Annotated in this window: 19 protein-coding genes; all 19 read left to right on the top strand. The window is 39.6% G+C overall.

The annotated features are described in order from the left end of the window. Positions 1-151: 151 nt before the first annotated feature. A complete protein-coding gene (locus ACOEN1_RS12450; protein WP_422487228.1) occupies positions 152-1,114 on the top strand; it encodes an L-threonine 3-dehydrogenase in 963 nt (320 codons plus the stop codon). A 127-nt stretch (positions 1,115-1,241) separates the two neighbouring features. Continuing rightward, entirely contained in the window at positions 1,242-1,679 is a 438-nt protein-coding gene (locus ACOEN1_RS12445) for an RrF2 family transcriptional regulator (RefSeq protein WP_422487227.1), read from the top strand. Next, positions 1,679-2,857 (top strand): cysteine desulfurase NifS, encoded by a 1,179-nt coding sequence (gene nifS, locus ACOEN1_RS12440; protein WP_422487226.1) that lies wholly within the window; start codon positions 1,679-1,681, stop codon positions 2,855-2,857. Before ACOEN1_RS12445 ends, nifS begins: the two co-directional genes overlap by 1 nt. Continuing rightward, complete coding sequence (nifU, locus tag ACOEN1_RS12435; protein WP_422487225.1) at positions 2,858-3,301, top strand: Fe-S cluster assembly scaffold protein NifU; 444 nt, start codon at positions 2,858-2,860, stop codon at positions 3,299-3,301. 79 nt (positions 3,302-3,380) lie between these two features. Continuing rightward, positions 3,381-4,598, top strand: coding sequence for an AI-2E family transporter (locus tag ACOEN1_RS12430; protein ID WP_422487224.1), 1,218 nt, complete (start codon positions 3,381-3,383; stop codon positions 4,596-4,598). Positions 4,599-4,693: 95 nt separating this feature from the next. Then, positions 4,694-7,327: an alanine--tRNA ligase gene (gene alaS / locus ACOEN1_RS12425; RefSeq protein WP_422487223.1), complete on the top strand. Its 2,634-nt coding sequence runs from the start codon at positions 4,694-4,696 to the stop codon at positions 7,325-7,327. A 72-nt stretch (positions 7,328-7,399) separates the two neighbouring features. Continuing rightward, positions 7,400-7,651: an IreB family regulatory phosphoprotein gene (locus ACOEN1_RS12420; RefSeq protein WP_422487230.1), complete on the top strand. Its 252-nt coding sequence runs from the start codon at positions 7,400-7,402 to the stop codon at positions 7,649-7,651. 79 nt (positions 7,652-7,730) lie between these two features. Continuing rightward, entirely contained in the window at positions 7,731-8,678 is a 948-nt protein-coding gene (locus ACOEN1_RS12415; RefSeq protein ID WP_422487222.1) for an aldo/keto reductase, read from the top strand. A 10-nt stretch (positions 8,679-8,688) separates the two neighbouring features. After that, entirely contained in the window at positions 8,689-9,099 is a 411-nt protein-coding gene (ruvX, locus tag ACOEN1_RS12410) for a Holliday junction resolvase RuvX (RefSeq protein ID WP_422487221.1), read from the top strand. 18 nt (positions 9,100-9,117) lie between these two features. After that, the gene (locus tag ACOEN1_RS12405; protein ID WP_422487220.1) at positions 9,118-9,366 is read left to right on the top strand and encodes a DUF1292 domain-containing protein; all 249 of its coding nucleotides are present in this window, start codon (positions 9,118-9,120) and stop codon (positions 9,364-9,366) included. Positions 9,367-9,391: 25 nt separating this feature from the next. Next, a complete protein-coding gene (locus ACOEN1_RS12400; protein WP_422487229.1) occupies positions 9,392-9,868 on the top strand; it encodes a Fur family transcriptional regulator in 477 nt (158 codons plus the stop codon). A 4-nt stretch (positions 9,869-9,872) separates the two neighbouring features. Next, a complete protein-coding gene (locus ACOEN1_RS12395; RefSeq protein ID WP_422487219.1) occupies positions 9,873-11,534 on the top strand; it encodes a ribonuclease J in 1,662 nt (553 codons plus the stop codon). Positions 11,535-11,549: 15 nt separating this feature from the next. Then, on the top strand, positions 11,550-11,837 hold the full coding sequence (locus ACOEN1_RS12390; protein WP_422487218.1) for a LysO family transporter: 288 nt from the start codon (positions 11,550-11,552) through the stop codon (positions 11,835-11,837). Further along, positions 11,837-12,430: a lysine exporter LysO family protein gene (locus ACOEN1_RS12385; protein WP_422487217.1), complete on the top strand. Its 594-nt coding sequence runs from the start codon at positions 11,837-11,839 to the stop codon at positions 12,428-12,430. Before ACOEN1_RS12390 ends, ACOEN1_RS12385 begins: the two co-directional genes overlap by 1 nt. Positions 12,431-12,449: 19 nt before the next feature. Continuing rightward, positions 12,450-12,941 (top strand): QueT transporter family protein, encoded by a 492-nt coding sequence (locus tag ACOEN1_RS12380; protein ID WP_422487216.1) that lies wholly within the window; start codon positions 12,450-12,452, stop codon positions 12,939-12,941. 12 nt (positions 12,942-12,953) lie between these two features. Further along, the gene (locus tag ACOEN1_RS12375; protein WP_422487215.1) at positions 12,954-13,607 is read left to right on the top strand and encodes an O-methyltransferase; all 654 of its coding nucleotides are present in this window, start codon (positions 12,954-12,956) and stop codon (positions 13,605-13,607) included. Continuing rightward, positions 13,604-14,839 carry a peptidase U32 family protein gene (locus ACOEN1_RS12370; RefSeq protein ID WP_422487214.1) on the top strand — a complete coding sequence of 412 codons (1,236 nt, stop codon included), beginning with the start codon at positions 13,604-13,606 and terminating at the stop codon, positions 14,837-14,839. Before ACOEN1_RS12375 ends, ACOEN1_RS12370 begins: the two co-directional genes overlap by 4 nt. A 3-nt stretch (positions 14,840-14,842) precedes the next feature. Then, positions 14,843-15,481, top strand: a complete 639-nt coding sequence (udk, locus tag ACOEN1_RS12365) for a uridine kinase (protein ID WP_422487213.1) — start codon at positions 14,843-14,845, stop codon at positions 15,479-15,481. 323 nt (positions 15,482-15,804) lie between these two features. After that, the gene (locus tag ACOEN1_RS12360; protein WP_422487212.1) at positions 15,805-17,481 is read left to right on the top strand and encodes a GspE/PulE family protein; all 1,677 of its coding nucleotides are present in this window, start codon (positions 15,805-15,807) and stop codon (positions 17,479-17,481) included. The last annotated feature ends 75 nt before the right edge of the window (positions 17,482-17,556 follow it).

The raw sequence follows: 17,556 nt of genomic DNA, 5'->3' as shown, positions 1-17,556 counted from the left end.
AAAAAAAGTCTGAATCAATTCCATTCACAATGATTCAGACTCAACTATCTATTAACTTGCTGCAAAACTCCGGAATATCTATATTAATTTATTTTGAGTATGTTATAATGTAGACGAAGTGATTCAAATACAACGGAGGTGCATTAATTTTATGAGGAAAATCCTTATAACTGGTGGCCTTGGGCAAATAGGCTCAGAGCTTACCAAAAAAATGAGATACATCTACGGCAATGATAATGTCGTAATGAGTGATATGCAGGCAAAGGATACACACAAGGATCTTATTGAGAGCGGACCGTTTGAAGTTCTTGATATTCTTGACAAAGCAAAGATGGGTAATGTAATTGAGAAATACAAGATAAACACTGTTGTAAACCTGGCTGCAATACTTTCAGCAGTTGGTGAGGCCAAGCCTGGACTTTGCTATGATGTAAACATGAATGGACTCTATAACGTATTGGAGCTTGGAAGAGAAAAGGATCTTTCAATATTTACTCCAAGTTCAATAGCAGTCTTTGGGGAAAGCACACCTAAGGACAAGACTCCACAGGATACAATAATGAGACCAGGAACAATGTATGGTGTTACCAAGGTTGCAGGAGAGAACCTTTGTGATTATTACTACAAAAAATTTGGCGTTGACACAAGGGGAGTGAGATTCCCTGGACTGATTTCAAACGATACACTTCCAGGTGGAGGAACTACAGACTATGCAGTACACATTTACTATGAAGCATTAAAAGAGAAGAAATATACCAGCTTTATAGATAAAGGCACACAGATGGACATGATGTATATGCCAGATGCATTAGATGCAATAATTCAGCTTCTTGAAGCTGATCCAACCAGACTGAAGCATCGAAACGCATTCAATATTACCGCAATGAGCTTTGATCCTGAAGATATGGCAGAATCAATAAGAAAACATATCCCAGAATTCCAATTGGATTATGATGTTGATCCAGTTAGACAATCGATTGCCGATTCATGGCCAAATTCACTGGACGATTCTGAAGCAAGAGCTCAGTGGGATTGGAATCCTAAGTACCTTTTGGATGATATGACTTCAGATATGCTGGAAAAGTTGAGAATTAAACTGAATATAATGGGCTAATTGCTCAAAAACAAGGCTGGGAATTTTCCCGGCCTTGTGTGCTTTTTAATGTTGACAATATTACCCGGATATACTATACTATATTTGGAATACCGACTAAATGAGTTGGGATTAAAGAGGTGATGAAATGAAATTGTCAACCAAGGGAAGATATGGCCTTATGGCGATGTACCAATTAGCCCAGGATTATGGGAATGGACCAATTTCTCTGAAATATGTTGCAGAAAAACAGGGATTAAGTGAAAACTACCTGGAGCAACTGTTTTCAAGTCTAAAAAAGGATGGGTTATTGAAAAGTGTTAGAGGCGCATACGGAGGATACATGCTTTCAAGGATGCCTGAGGAAATAACAGTGGGTGAGGTGCTGAGATCTCTGGAAGGACAGATGTCACCATCTGATTGCGTCGCGAATGGAAGCCACGACTGCAGCAGGGATGACAGATGTGCTACCCAATGGGTATTGGGGCAGATTAAGACCAGTATCGACCAGGTTATTGACTCAATAACCCTTAAGGATATGATTAATGACGACAATGTAATAAATGCAGAATTGGGGGGAGAATAATGGAAAAAATGATATATATGGACCATTCAGCTACAACACCAGTAAAAAAAGAAGTCCTTGATGAAATGCTTCCCTACTTTTCCGAATACTATGGGAATCCTTCAAGTATTTATGCACTGAGCAGCAAATCCAAGCTTGCGATTGACAAGGCAAGAGAGCAAGTGGCAAAGGGATTGGGTGCGAAGAAGAATGAGATATATTTCACAGGTGGCGGCTCCGAAGCTGATAACTGGGCAATAAAGGGAATAGCATACAGACACAGGGAAAAGGGGAACCACATAATCACCACAAAAATTGAGCACCATGCGGTTTTACACACATGTGAATACCTTGAAAAACAAGGCTTTACGGTTACTTATCTAGATGTTGATGAATATGGCATGATAAACTTGGAAGATCTTGAAAATGCAATTACCCAAGAGACTATTCTTATTTCCATCATGTTTGCCAATAATGAAATTGGAACCATTCAGCCTATAAGGGAAATCGGTGATATAGCAAGAAAACATAAGGTTTTATTCCACACAGATGCAGTACAGGCTGTAGGTAGTGTTAAAATTGATGTTAATGAAATGAACATAGACCTTCTTTCCATGTCTGCTCATAAGCTTTATGGTCCAAAAGGTGTTGGAGCTCTTTATATCAGACAGGGAACCAGATTGGATAATCTAATAGCGGGTGGAGCTCAGGAGAGAAACAAAAGGGCAGGAACAGAGAATATTGCAGGAATCGTCGGAACGGGAAAAGCAGTCGAACTTGCATACGAACATCTGGAAGAAAACAACACGAAACTTATTTCCTTAAGAGAGAGAATGATAAGGGGAATACAGGAAAAGATTCCATATGTAAGATTAAATGGGCATCCAGAAAAGCGTCTGCCAGGAAATGTTAATTTTTGTTTTCAATATATTGAGGGGGAGTCATTGCTTCTTAGTCTTGATATGGTAGGAGTTGCCGGATCCAGTGGCTCGGCATGCACATCAGGATCACTTGACCCGTCACATGTATTGTTGTCAATTGGATTGCCACATGAAATAGCTCATGGATCCTTGAGATTGTCCTTGGGGTTAAGCAATACTGAGGAAGAGGTTGACTATGTTGTGGAGCAGCTTGTTGAGATCGTTGACAGACTTAGAAAGATGTCACCGTTGTATGATAAAGTTCAGGGGGGAATATAAATGTATTCAGAAAAAGTCATGGAGCACTTTACACATCCTAGAAATGTAGGAGAAATTGAAAATGCTGATGGTGTAGGTGAAGTAGGAAATGCAAAATGTGGGGACATTATGAGAATGTACCTTAAAATAGATGGAGATGTAATCACGGATGTAAAATTCAAGACTTTTGGTTGTGGTTCAGCTATTGCATCATCAAGCATGGCCACCGAATTGATCAAGGGAAAGACGGTCTCGGAGGCAATGGATCTTACCAACAAGGCTGTTGCAGATGCTCTCGATGGACTGCCTCCTGTTAAGATGCACTGTAGTGTATTGGCTGAACAGGCCATAAAATCAGCACTTGTTGATTATTCACTAAAATCAGGGGTAAAAATTGAGGGACTGGAAGATGTTGACTTTGATGATGAACATCTACATGACCTTACAGAAGAAGAGGAAGAATAATTATTGACTAATAAAGACTTTGGTTCGAGATGGCATTGAAACATCCAGCCATGGTCTTTGTTTGTTCAGGGGTGATCATATGTCAATAAACACACCACCTTCCCTTTTTATAAATCTGGTATGGATACTTACAGCCCTGCTATTGGCCCTTGTCATCTATTACCTGATTAATATCGGGAACATGTATGTACCAAGGAAAAAAGTCATTAAGTACAATACAAGGCTGATACTATGGGTTATCATTACCCTATTCGGTCTGTATTTTGTTACGCTTCTTTTTAAAAGGTACACACTTGTCGCTGATACCTTCTACACAATAATTATTTCCATGATACTTGCATATTTCTTAAATCCTCTGGTGAATTATTTTGAGAAGAGGGGATTAAAAAGAATATTTGCGACACTGACAGTGTACTTGATAATACTGGCAGTCATTTCTGTTCTTTCTATATCAGTCTTGCCAAGGACAGGTCGTGAGATAAAAAGACTGGCTACAAATTTTCCGGATTATGTAAATGCAGTGACTTTATGGATGAACAATCTCTATGCAGGATACTCAGACACTTTGACTGAGATGCCAGAGCTCTTGGCAAGCATAGAAGATGTCATGTCGCAGAATATCGAAAGAGTGCAATCCGGTATAGCCAGTGGTGTTGAAGGATTCGTCCTGAGCATAGTCGGAATATTTACAAGAATCATAAGCTGGATTCTTACACCAATACTTACTTTCTATTTTCTTGTTGACAAGGAACACTTTATTGACAAATTCAGAAAACTGATCCCTAAAAAACACAAAGAAGATATACTGGAGCTATTGAGGGAAATTGACACAGCCATGTCCCAGTTTATAAGAGGAAGACTCTTAATGGCTGTTATGGTTGGTATTGCAACAACAATATTTCTTTTTATGATGGGTATAGAATTTGCAATCGTAATAGGATTTATAACAGGTCTGGCAGATATAGTACCATATATCGGACCATTTTTAGGATTCCTGCCGGCTGTTATATTCGCATTTATAGCCAGCCCGATCAAGGCACTTTGGGTAGGTGTGTTTTTTATATTGATCCAATGGGTAGAAAACAATATTCTTGGACCGAAGGTACTTGGCAAGTCTACGGGGATGCACCCTCTTACAATACTTCTTGCAATTATAGTTGGAGGTACAATATTCGGTGTTATGGGTATGATTCTTTCAGTTCCTGCAGTCAGCATATCGATGATTCTTTTTGAATACTTTAAGAAAAGACTTGCTGAACGGTATCCCAATGATGCTGGAGACCAGGACCTATTGTAAATTGACAAATACAGGGCTTTACTTTAAAATAATATAGATAGGACTTGCCTCCCTAAAGGGAGGATTTTTCTAATATTAAGGGACGAGGTGTATGTATGAAAAAATTAGGACTTCACGAAATAAGAAAGGAATATCTGGACTTCTTTAAAGAGAAGGACCATCTGGTGGCACCCAGCTTTTCATTGGTTCCAAAAAATGATAAATCACTGTTGCTGATCGGAGCCGGAATGGCACCTTTGAAACCCTACTTTACCGGAGATGCAGTTCCACCACATAATAGAATGGTAACCTGTCAGAAATGTATCAGAACAGGTGATATAGAGAATGTTGGAAGAACAGCAAGGCATGCTACATTCTTTGAAATGCTTGGGAATTTTTCCTTTGGGGATTACTTCAAGAAGGAAGCGGTTGCATGGGCATGGGAATTTTTGACGGAGAGAATGGAAATTGATCCTGAACTTCTTTGGGTTAGTGTCTATTATGAGGATGATGAGGCATACGACATATGGAAAGATGATATAGGAGTACCTGAAGAAAAAATTGTAAGACTTGGTAAAGAAGATAATTTCTGGGAACTTGAGGTAGGACCTTCAGGACCCTGTTCAGAGATTTATATAGACCGAGGAGAATCCTTTGGATGTGGTCATGAGGACTGTAAACCAGGCTGTGACTGCGATAGATTTCTTGAGGTTTGGAATCTTGTATTTACACAGTTTGACAAGGATGAAAAAGGTGTTTATCACCCATTGTCAAATCCAAATATTGACACTGGAATGGGACTTGAGAGAATTGCCGCAATAATGGAAGATGTAAATACGATTTTTGATATAGGTGCGATAAACGACATCCTTAGAAAAGCTGAGGAAATCAGTGGATATGAATATGGCACTGATTTGGCCAAGGATGTTTCTGTCAGACTAATCACTGACCATACAAGGGCAATGACATTCCTTGTAAGTGACGGAGTGATTCCAGGAAACGAAGGCAGAGGATATGTTCTGAGAAGACTTATCAGAAGAGCTGCAAGACATGGCAAGCTGCTTGGAATTGAAGAAGGTTTCCTTCATAGAATGGCTGGAGTAGTAATTGACTCATGGCAGGTAGAGTACAATGAACTGAAGGAAAATGAAGTTCAGATCAAGAAGATAATAAAAGCAGAGGAAGAAAAGTTTCAGGAAACAATAAATGCAGGCCTTTCAAGACTTGAAGACTATATTAATGAAATGAAGAAGTCAGGAGCCGAAGTATTCAGTGGAGAAAAGGCATTCAAGCTCTATGACACTTATGGATTCCCACTTGAACTGACTGAAGAAATCCTTGAGGAAAAAGAGATAGAGCTTGACAAAGAAGAGTTCAAGGTTCAAATGGAAGCTCAGCGACAAAGGGCCAGAAGTGCAAGAAGCGAGACTGACGGTGGCTGGGGTGGCAATGATGATGAGTTGACAAAGGGCATTAAGTCAGCCTTTAAGGGTTACCTTAGAACAACTTTGGAAAGCAAACCTCTGATTCTTATTAAAGAAGGCGAAAGAGTAAGTCTTTTAAGCGAAGGCGAAGAAGGTCATGTTATGCTTAAAGAGACTCCTTTCTATGGTGAACAAGGTGGGCAGGTAGGAGACCGTGGAACATTCACTTGGGATGGCGGAAAAGCTTCTGTTCATGAGACCAAGCTTACACATGATGGGGAACCAATTCACTTTGTCGAGATTATTGAAGGTCATTTAAAGGAAGATACCATGATACTGGCTAAGGTTGATGATGAACTAAGGGATTCAACCAGAAGAAATCACTCAGCTACTCATCTTCTGCACAAGGCTTTGAAAACTGTTCTTGGAAATCACGTTAACCAGGCTGGTTCATTGGTTATGCCAAACAGGTTAAGATTTGACTTCACTCATTTTGAAGCTATAAGCAAAGAGAATCTTCAAGAAATTGAAGAGCTTGTCAACAGACAGATACTAAGAGGACTCCCTGTTCTGACTAAGGAAGAATCTCTAAAGGAAGCACAAGAACAAGGTGTTACAGGTCTTTTCGAGGGAAAGTATGGTGAAACTGTAAGAGTTGTAAGCATGGGTGATTACTCACAGGAGCTTTGTGGTGGAACTCACGTTACAAACACTGGACAGATTGGTCTCTTTAAAATTGTTTCTGAAGGGGGGATTGCCTCTGGAACCAGAAGAATTGAGGCTCTGACAGGAATAAATGTATACCACTATCTCAACCATATGGAAGAGGAGCTTGATGAAGTTGCATCAATAATCAAGGCCAACAGACAGAATCTAAAGGAACGAGCGAAAGGTCTTCTAGAGGAGTCAAAGGAAAAAGATAGACAGATCAGCAAAATGAAGGATAAGCTATCTGCAAATATTGCAGATGAAATCCTTTCTCAGGCAACTGAAATTAAAGGCATAAAACTGATAACACATATATCATCTGATCTGGATATGAACGGACTGAGAAATCTTGGAGATGAATTGAAGGCGAGATTGGGATCTGGTGTCGTTGTACTTGTTTCAACAGGAGGCGACAAGGTATCCTTTGTAGCCATGGCAACAAAGGATGTAACATCAAGAGGAGTTCACTCAGGCAATATAGTTAAAGCTGTCGCAACAGCAACAGGCGGAAGCGGAGGCGGAAGACCTGAGATGGCACAGGCAGGTGGAAAAGACAAGTCTAAACTTGCAGAGGCAATGGACTCCGTGGAAGGTTTACTTGCTGATCAGATAAAATAGCCATAAAAAAAGCTTCCAATGATGGAGACTTATGTTATAATAGATTAGAGGGGTGATAGTGTGGATGAGAAAATGAATGAAACCATGAAGTTTGAAGCAGCAAAGGAAACACCAGTGGAACCTCGTGAAATACTATTCTCTGTTTTTGACTCCCTGGAGGAAAAGGGATACAATCCCATTAATCAGATAATAGGGTATATACTATCAGGGGACCCTACCTATATTACAAGCCATAACAATGCAAGGTCGTTAATTAGAAAAATCGAGCGAGACGAGTTGTTGGAGGAAATACTTCGAGCATACTTAAAAAGCACAAAAGATTAATTATAATGGATGGATGGCTGACACAGGCTATCCATCTTTATTTATGATATAATACATTTACAAGGAGCTGTAATGGGAAATGGAAAAGACAACATTAGGTAAATCTGGAATAGAAGTGTCCAGACTTTGCTTTGGATCACTTACAATGACGCCCTTCCAAGCTAATCTTTCCCAAGATCAAGGCGCAGCACTTATAGAGTACGCATTTGAAAAGGGAATCAGTTTTATTGATACGGCTGAGATTTATGAGAATTACGAATATATACGGAGGGCACTTAAAAGCATAAAGAGAACCGACTATACCATCTCAACCAAAACTTATGCTTATACTGAAGAAATGGCCGAGAATAGTCTCCACAAGGCAATGAAGGAAATCGGAACAGACTACATTGACATTTTTCTACTGCATGAGCAGGAAAGCATACATACCATAAGAGGACATTATCCTGCAATCGAATACCTGCTTAAAGCCAAGGAAGCCGGAAAAATAAGGGCATTGGGAATATCCACCCACAAAATAGCCGGAGCAAAAGCCTTGAGGGATTACCCTGAGTTGGACATCCTGCATCCAATAGTCAATATGGAAGGGATAGGGATTCACGATGGGAAAATTGATGAAATGTTAAATGAATTGGAATACCTTTACAATAGTGGAAAAGGTATTTATGGGATGAAACCTCTTGGAGGAGGACATCTGATAAAAAGGGCTCAGGAAGCTCTCAGTTATGTTGTAGAGAAGCCATATATCCATTCCATAGCAATCGGGATGCAATCAAGGGATGAGATTGATGCCAATGTACAAATGCTGGAAAATGGGTATATTGAAAGAGTGACAAAAGACAGACTTCAAAAAAACAATAGAAGGTTGATTGTCCAGGATTTTTGCCAAGCTTGTGGAAAATGTGTAGAACGGTGTCAGCAGGGTGGAATTACAATTGTTGATGGTATGGCAAGGTCAAATGACAAATGCATACTTTGCGGATACTGTGCAACGGTGTGTCCCGAGTTTTGTATAAAAGTGATATAATGGAGAAAATATGGAGAGAATACTAGGATTTGATGTTGGAACAAAGAGAATCGGAGTAGCAGTAAGTGATCCTTTGGGTTTTACAGCTCAAGGAGTTATGACAATTGAGAGAATTGGCATGAAAAAGGATATGTTGGCAATCGAAGAGCTTCTTGAAAAGTATGAGGTCAAGAAGGTCGTTGTAGGCATGCCTAAGAATATGAATGGTACCATTGGACCATCAGGGGAGATGGCACAAAAAATTGGAGAGAAAATAAAGAATAAGTTTAACATAGAAGTAATTTATGTGGATGAAAGGCTAAGCACTGTATCTGCTGAAAGAGTCCTGATTCAGGGTGATGTTCGCAGAGAAGACCGAAAGAAGTACATCGATAAAGTCGCAGCTACATATATTTTACAAACTTATCTTGATTCAATATAAGAGATGAAGGAGGAAATTATGACTGAAAAACATACGTTCTACGATGAGCTTGGAAATGAGATTGAATTTGTTGTAAAGGCAAAATTCAGTATGGATGATAACGATTATGTTGCGCTTTTACCAGCAAATGAAATAGATGCCATGACCTATATCCTAAGAATTGAAATGGATGATGAGGGAGACGAAATATTGGTAGGAATAGATCATGATGAGTTGGAGGAAGCAAAGGATATATACGAAGAGCTCGTAAAAGAGAACCTACAATAAGGCAGGTGGAAATACTGTGGAAGCCATGATTAAACAGTTTATGAAAAAGCTTCAAAGCGAAGGATTTAAATACACAAACCAAAGAGAAGAAGTTCTTAGAATTCTATTGAAAAATAAGAATTCCCATATGAGTTGTGATGAAGTCCATAGCATAGTGTCAAACGACAGTAAAGATGTGGGAATAGCCACAGTTTACAGAACCCTGCAACTATTTGAGAAACTGGGAATAGTATATAAGATTAATTTTGACGATGGTGTAAGCCGTTATGAGTTGAATTTCGGAACCGAGAATCATCACCATCATCATTTAATATGCACGAATTGCGGAAGCGTGACGGAAGTGAAGCTGGATTTACTGGAATCCCTTGAAGATGAAATCGAAAAAGAGGAAGGGTTTATAATTCAGGATCATAATGTCAAATTCTATGGAATATGCAAGGACTGCAAGGATAAAAAAGAGAGCGATAGAGAAGAAAATACAGAGGAAAAATACAAGGAGTGATAAAGTGGCAAAGCAAAACAAATTAAAAATAATCCCTTTAGGTGGAATGGGAGAGATCGGTAAGAACATTACTGTACACGAGTACAAGGATTCCATAGTCTTGGTTGACTGCGGAATGACATTTCCAGAGGACGAAATGCTGGGCGTGGATATTGTAATTCCGGACATATCTTACCTTATCAAAAACAAGGATAAAATTAAGGGATTGGTAATAACCCATGGTCATGAGGACCACATAGGGGCGATTCCTTATGTCCTTAAGAAGATCAACTTTCCTATCTACGGAACAAAGTTAACATTGGGATTATTGACAAACAAACTAAAAGAGCATAATTTAAAGAACGTTGACCTAAATGTTGTAGCACATGGAGACAAGATTAAACTTGGACATTTTAGTGCAGAATTCATAAGAACGACGCACAGTATACCTGACAGTGCTGCAATAGCATTGACAAGTCCAATTGGGACTGTAATACAGACAGGTGACTTTAAGGTTGACTTTACGCCAATAACTGGTGAGACAACGGATTTGAACAGGTTTGCAGAACTTGGTAACAAGGGAGTTCTGGCATTGTTGTCAGACTCGACAAATGCAACCAGACCTGGATATACACTGAGTGAAAGCACAGTTGGAGAGACCTTCAGGGATCTTTTCTACAAGGCTGAAGGCAGAATCATAGTTGCTACCTTTGCATCAAATGTATACAGAGTTCAGCAGATTATTGATGCAGCTGAGCTTAACAACAGAAAGGTTGTAATGTCAGGAAGATCCATGATCAATGTAACAACAGTTGCAGCAGAACTTGGATTCCTTAAATACAAGGAAGGTACAGTAATAGATATAAAGGATATGAACAAATACAGCAAGGATGAACTGGTTCTAATTATGACCGGATCACAGGGAGAACCATTGAGCGCCCTTACAAGGGTCGCTGCAGGCGAGCACAGACAAATCCAGCTTTACAATGACGACCTTGTAATTCTTTCAGCAACAGCAATACCTGGTAATGAAAAAGCTGTTACCAAAACCATAAACAGACTGGTTGAAAAGGATATTAAAGTAATTTACGAATCACTTGCTGATATTCACGTATCAGGTCATGCATGTGAGGAAGAGTTGAAGCTTGTACACAATCTTATTAAACCCAAATTCTTCATACCAGTTCACGGCGAACCAAAGCACCTAAAGCGTCATGCTGAATTGAGCAGAGCCATGGGTACACCTGCTGAGAACATTTTTGTTATGGAGAATGGCCAGACTCTTGAATTAACCAAAAACACTGCTGAAATAGGGGCTTCAGTTCCATCAGGACACATTCTTGTGGATGGCCTTGGAGTTGGAGATGTTGGTAATATTGTTCTTAGGGACAGAAAGCATCTTTCAGAAGATGGTCTTTTAGTGGTTGTTATAACCATGGACAAGAAGGAGAAAAAGATTGCTTCGAGTTTTGACATTGTATCAAGAGGTTTTGTATATGTAAGGGAATCTGAAGATCTTATGGTCGAGGCAAGAAAAGTAGTGGCCAAGACCCTTCAGTCATGCGAAAGTAAAAAAATAACAGATTGGTCAAGTATAAAATCAAATGTAAGGGATGACTTAAGAAGCTTCCTTTACAGTACAATAAAAAGAAATCCAATGATACTTCCAATAATTATGGAAGTCTAGAAAGGAAGATTCTTAATGGGCATCAGACTCTTAATGTATCTGGCGGTTATACTGTTGGGAACACTAATTGGAGCAAGGGCAAAAATCAACAAAAAATTAAGCGGAAGACTGGGCAGTATACAAACTGCCTGTCTTCTTTTGTTGCTTTTGGTCATGGGGATAAAGATAGGAATGGATAAGGATGTTATTGACTCCTTCTTTTCCATAGGATATTCAGCAATAATAATAAGTATTTTCACCGTAGGCTTCAGCATACTGGGAGTTAAGCTTGTCAGTGGATACGTGACAGGAGGTAAGAGCTGATGACAGGAAAAATTTTAGGATCAGTAGTTGCAGGAGTTGTACTTGGATACTTCTTGTTGCCAGTATGGGTTCTAGACTATACCGACCTGATTATTGATATTGGACTAATGCTTCTTTTATTTTTTGTGGGTATAGATATAGGAATAAACCGTTTTGTTTTTGGAAGAATTAGAAATATGGGATTGAGGATTGTCTTGATTCCAGTTATGATAATAGGAGGAAGCATACTTGGTTCAGCTCTGGCCGGACTGATACTTGGAATGCCTTTTAATGAGGCAGGTGCAGTAGGTGCAGGACTTGGTTGGTATACACTGTCGTCAATACTGATGGCAAACTACTCAAATGAGCTTTCAACACTGGCATTTCTGGCAAATGTTGTTAGAGAAATGCTGGCTTTTATCATTATACCGATTGTTGCAAAGAAACTTGGCTTTTTCAGTGCCATTGGACCAGCAGGCGCAACAGCCATGGACACGGGTCTGCCAATAATATCCAGGGCAACCGATTCAGAAACTGCAATAGTTGCTTTTATTTCAGGTGCAATCTGCACTTTTTCGGTACCAATCCTGGTGCCACTAATCTTGAATCTATAGTAATGAGGTGAATGAGAATATGAAAATACGTTATATCACAAAGGCAAGTTTAATAGCTGCAATCTACCTTGTGCTTATACTAATTCAGGCTCTGCCGTTTCCGGTAGCAAATCTTACATTTGGACCTGTTCAGCTTAGAATAGCCGAAGGGCTTACACTATTACCATTGATGGAGCCGGCGGCAGTACCGGGATTGTTTATTGGGGTACTTCTTGCCAATTTCCTGTTGGCACCTTATTCAGGTTTCGGACTTGTGGATATCATAGGTGGATCACTAGTGACGCTACTTGCGGCTTACCTGACTTCAAAAGCAAAAAACAAATACGTCGGAATGGTTCCACCAATACTACTTAACGGACTAATAGTATCAATATGGGTGTCATATTTCACAAAGATACCATACATCTACACTGCCTTGGGAATAACAGCCGGACAGTTTGTTTCTGTTGTGGTTTTTGGAAGTGTGATTCTTTATGTCTATGAAAAGGCTTCAAAATACAGGGAATGGTAGAAGGTGTCTTAAATGAGCAGTGTAAATGAAGATTATATTACCAGCTATATCAGGGATATTGTTCCTGAAAAATGCGGACAGCTGAAGATGATGGAAGACTACGCCCATCAGAATAATGTTCCAATAATTGAACCTGAAGTAGGTCAGCTTATTTCGGTTTTATTGAAGCTGCACAAACCAAAGGAAATTCTAGAAGTTGGCACGGCAATAGGCTACTCAGCTCTTCTAATGGCCCAAAACCTTCATGGTAACTGGAACATTACAACAATGGAAAAGAATCCTGAGATGATCGAAAAGGCGTTGGAATACTTCCAGGAATCACCTTACGGAGACAGAATAAGAATTATTGAAGGGGATGCAAGGGAAACCTTCCCTCATCTTACAAAAAAGTATGACTTCATTTTTCTGGATGCTGCAAAAGGACAATACATGGAGTTTCTCAGGTTTGCCATGGACCTTCTAGAGCCAGGTGGACTGATTGTATCAGACAATGTCCTATACAAGGGAATGGTTGCTTCAGACAAATTGGTGGTAAGAAGAAAAAGAACAATAGTAAACAGACTCAGGGAATTCCTTGAGCACATCAACAATATGCAAGGGTACACATCAAGCGTACTTCCTCTGGGAGACGGAGTTGCCCTAACCTTTAAGGAGGACTTGATTTGAGGAATTTGGAGCTTCTGGCACCAGCAGGTGACCTGGAGAAACTTAAGATGGCAATAATATATGGAGCAGATGCGGTTTATCTTGGGGGAGAAGCCTTTGGGATGAGAAAAGCATCCAAGAATTTCACTCTTGAGGATATCGAAGAAGGTGTCTCTTTTGCTCATGAAAGAGGAAAAAAAGTGTATGTTACTTTAAATATAGTGCCACATGACAAGGACATGGAAGGTCTTGAAGAATATGTCCTGGATCTTCAAAAAATTGGAGTCGATGCATTTATAGTCTCAGACCCTGGCATGTTCACTGTTATTAAAAGAACAACTCCGGACATGGAAATCCACATAAGTACACAGGCAAGTGTCACAAACTACGAGACCATAATGTTCTGGTACAATCTTGGGGTTCGAAGAATAGTCCTTGCAAGAGAGCTATCCTTTCAAGAAATTGAGACTATCACCAAGAAGCTGCCAGAGGACTTGGATATCGAAGCATTTGTACACGGAGCAATGTGTATGAGCTATTCCGGACGTTGCCTGATTTCCAACTACATGACCGGTAGGGATGCAAATATGGGCGACTGTGCACAGCCATGCAGATACAAGTATCACCTAGTCGAAGAAAAAAGACCTGGAGAATATTTTCCAATAGAAGAGCATGATGAAGGAACATTCCTATTCAATTCAAAGGATCTTTGCATGATTGAGCACATTCCTGAAGTAATAGACTCAGGAATTCTGAGCTTAAAGATTGAAGGAAGAGTCAAAAGCTCCTACTATGTTGCAACTGTAATAAGGTCATACAGAATGGCACTCGATGAATATTTAAGGGATTCCGAAAACTACCACTACACTCCGGAATGGCTGAATGAAATTAAAAAAGTAAGCCACAGGGACTTTACAACGGGATTCTACTTTAAAAAACCAGGGACTGAAGACCACGTATATACAAACAGTTCATATATACGAGGCTACGACTTTGTGGGAATGGTTTTGGATTATGATGGAGAAACCGGAATTGCAACAGTTGAACAAAGAAACAGAATGTTTGTTGGAGATGAAATTGAAATATTTGGTCCCGGCAAGAATTATTTTGTTCAAAAAATTGAAAAAATGTGGGATAATGAAATGAATGAGATTGATGTAGCACCACACCCGCAACAGATAATAAGAATAAAGACAGATCAGGAGGTCCAGCGCTACGACCTTCTTAGAAAAGGAAAAGAGGGGGAGGAATAGCATATGGACAGGCCCATTCTTATTGGTATAGCAGGAGGAACAGGTTCAGGAAAATCAACGGTTACCCGTGAAATTTTCAAAGCAATCACAGACAAGAACGTTGCTGTAATTGAACAGGATTCCTACTACAAGGATCAAAGTGAACTAAGCTATGAACAGCGAGTCCTTACAAACTACGATCATCCCTTTGCATTTGACAATGTTCTTCTTAAAGAGCATCTACAAAAGCTACTCAATGGAGAAGAAATTGAAAAACCAAGCTATGATTTTGAAAATCACAACAGAAAAAAAGAGACAGAAAAAGTAGAGCCAAGAGATATAATTATTCTTGAAGGTATTCTTATCCTTTATGATGAGGAGATAAGAGATCTTTTGGACATAAAAATATTTGTCGATACTGATTCTGATGTTAGGGTTATCAGAAGAATTCTAAGAGATATCAAGGAACGTGGACGAACTCTGGATTCTGTAATAATGCAGTATATGAATACCGTAAGACCCGCACATCTCCAGTTTGTAGAGCCTTCAAAGAGATATGCGGATATAATTATTCCTGAGGGTGGATACAACAAGGTAGCAATAGACATAATAATATCAAAGCTGAATGATATATTGAATAAAAAAACAATAATCACAAAATAACGAATAAAACGTCGGGAAAATTTTCAAAATGCAAAATTTTAACGGGGTTTTTCTTTTTTTGTAATTATTAAGATAAAATAATATACTGAATTGGAAATGGTTGGAAGGGGGATTTTGCCCTATTATTAGTAAATGGCTAGTTAAAGTGCTACCAATTCACAGAAATTTACGAATAATTAGTCATATTTCATGACAAATATTCATAAAACTGAAATAAAATGTTGATTATATGGCTCTAAGGTAGTAAAATGGGTAATAATAGAATATGTTATTGTATATATAAAACTAGATTTCGATATATAGTCCTGAAATGAGGAATTGAAATGCAAAAATCCACCTTAAAAATTGGAGAGTTGCTGCTTTATGCAGGAAAAATAAATACGGCTCAGCTAAAGGATGGACTGCAGGCCCAGGAAGGAAGCAATAAGAAACTGGGAGAAGTACTTGTTGAGCTTGGCCATGTTAACCAGGAGGATATTGTTGAAGTCCTGGAATTTCAGCTTGGATTTCCGAGGATTGATCTGAACAAGTACGAAATAAACCAATCTGTTGTAAATATGCTACCTGAGAGCATTGTAAGGAAATATAAGCTGATTCCAATCGACAAGCGAGACGGCAAGCTTATTGTTGCAATGGTTGATCCACTAAACTTTTTTGCAGTGGATGATATTAAACTATATACTAAGATGGAGCTGGAATCAGTTCTTTCCACAAGTGATGACATTACAAAACTGATTGATAGATATTATACGGCTTCAAGCACAAACAAAGTACTTGAAGAATTCACAGGTGAAGGAATGTTTGAGGACGACCAGGATGAGGTTGAGGATGCTGAAGTTACATCAGCACCGATTGTAAGGCTTATTAATTCCCTGTTCGACCAGGCAACGAGAACCAAGGCATCAGACATTCACATTGAACCCTATGCAGATGAAATAAGGGTAAGGTTCAGGATTGATGGAGACTTAAGGGAAATTACAAGTCTACCAAGAGCAAATCTGTCGGCAATAGTAACCAGAATAAAAATTATCGGAAAAATGAATATAGCTGAAAAGAGAGTTCCACAGGATGGACGTGTTGAGACAAAAATAAATGATCGCGAAATCGATATGCGTATCTCAACCCTTCCAACGGTTTACGGAGAGAAAATTGTAATCCGTCTTCTGGACAAGACAAGCTTCAACTTTACCAAGGAAGGTCTTGGATTAAGTAAATACAATCTGGATATGTTCAACAGCATACTTAAGTCACCATACGGGATGCTCTTGGTAACCGGACCAACAGGTAGCGGTAAGACAACCACTCTTTACACGGTTCTTCGGGAGCTGAACCAGATTGAAAAAAATATTATCACGGTTGAGGACCCGGTAGAGTACAGACTTGGTGGAATCAACCAGGTACAGGTAAATGTAAAGTCTGGACTGACATTTGCATCAGGACTCAGGTCAATTCTAAGACAGGACCCCGACATAGTAATGGTTGGAGAGATCCGTGACGGTGAAACTGCCCAGATTGCAGTAAGGGCAGCCATAACAGGTCACCTTGTACTTTCAACGCTTCATACCAACGACTCGCCATCAACAATTGCCAGACTGATAGACATGGGAATCGAACCATACATCGTATCATCAGCTGTAGTGGGAATTGTATCCCAAAGACTTGTAAAGACCCTCTGCGAAAAGTGCAAGGAACCTTACGAGGCCAACTATTCTGAAAAGAAGATGCTAGGCTTAGAAGAAGACAGCACAATGATACTGCACAAGCCAGTGGGCTGCAATGCCTGCAACGCAGGCTACTCAGGACGAGCAGCAGTTCATGAAATAATGCCAGTTAATGAAGAAATTCGTAAACTGATAGATTCAGGAGCCACAACTGACAAGATCAGGGACAAGGCTTTGGAAGAGGGTATGACAACTCTGTTCCATTCGGCACTGGCTCTTGCTGAAAGCGGAAGAACCAGTTTTGAAGAAGTTATGAGAGTTGGATATACTCTCGGTTAGGAGGTGTGCGCCAGTTCGGTGACAGATATTTAGCTGGTGGGAATCCAGCCTGGTAAGACCTAGCAAGTCGCCAGT

The organism is Gudongella sp. DL1XJH-153, assembly GCF_049310905.1.
Lineage (GTDB): Bacteria > Bacillota > Clostridia > Tissierellales > Tissierellaceae > Gudongella.
The sequence above is the reverse complement of the archived record's forward strand: the minus strand, read 5'-3'. Positions and strand labels throughout refer to the sequence as shown.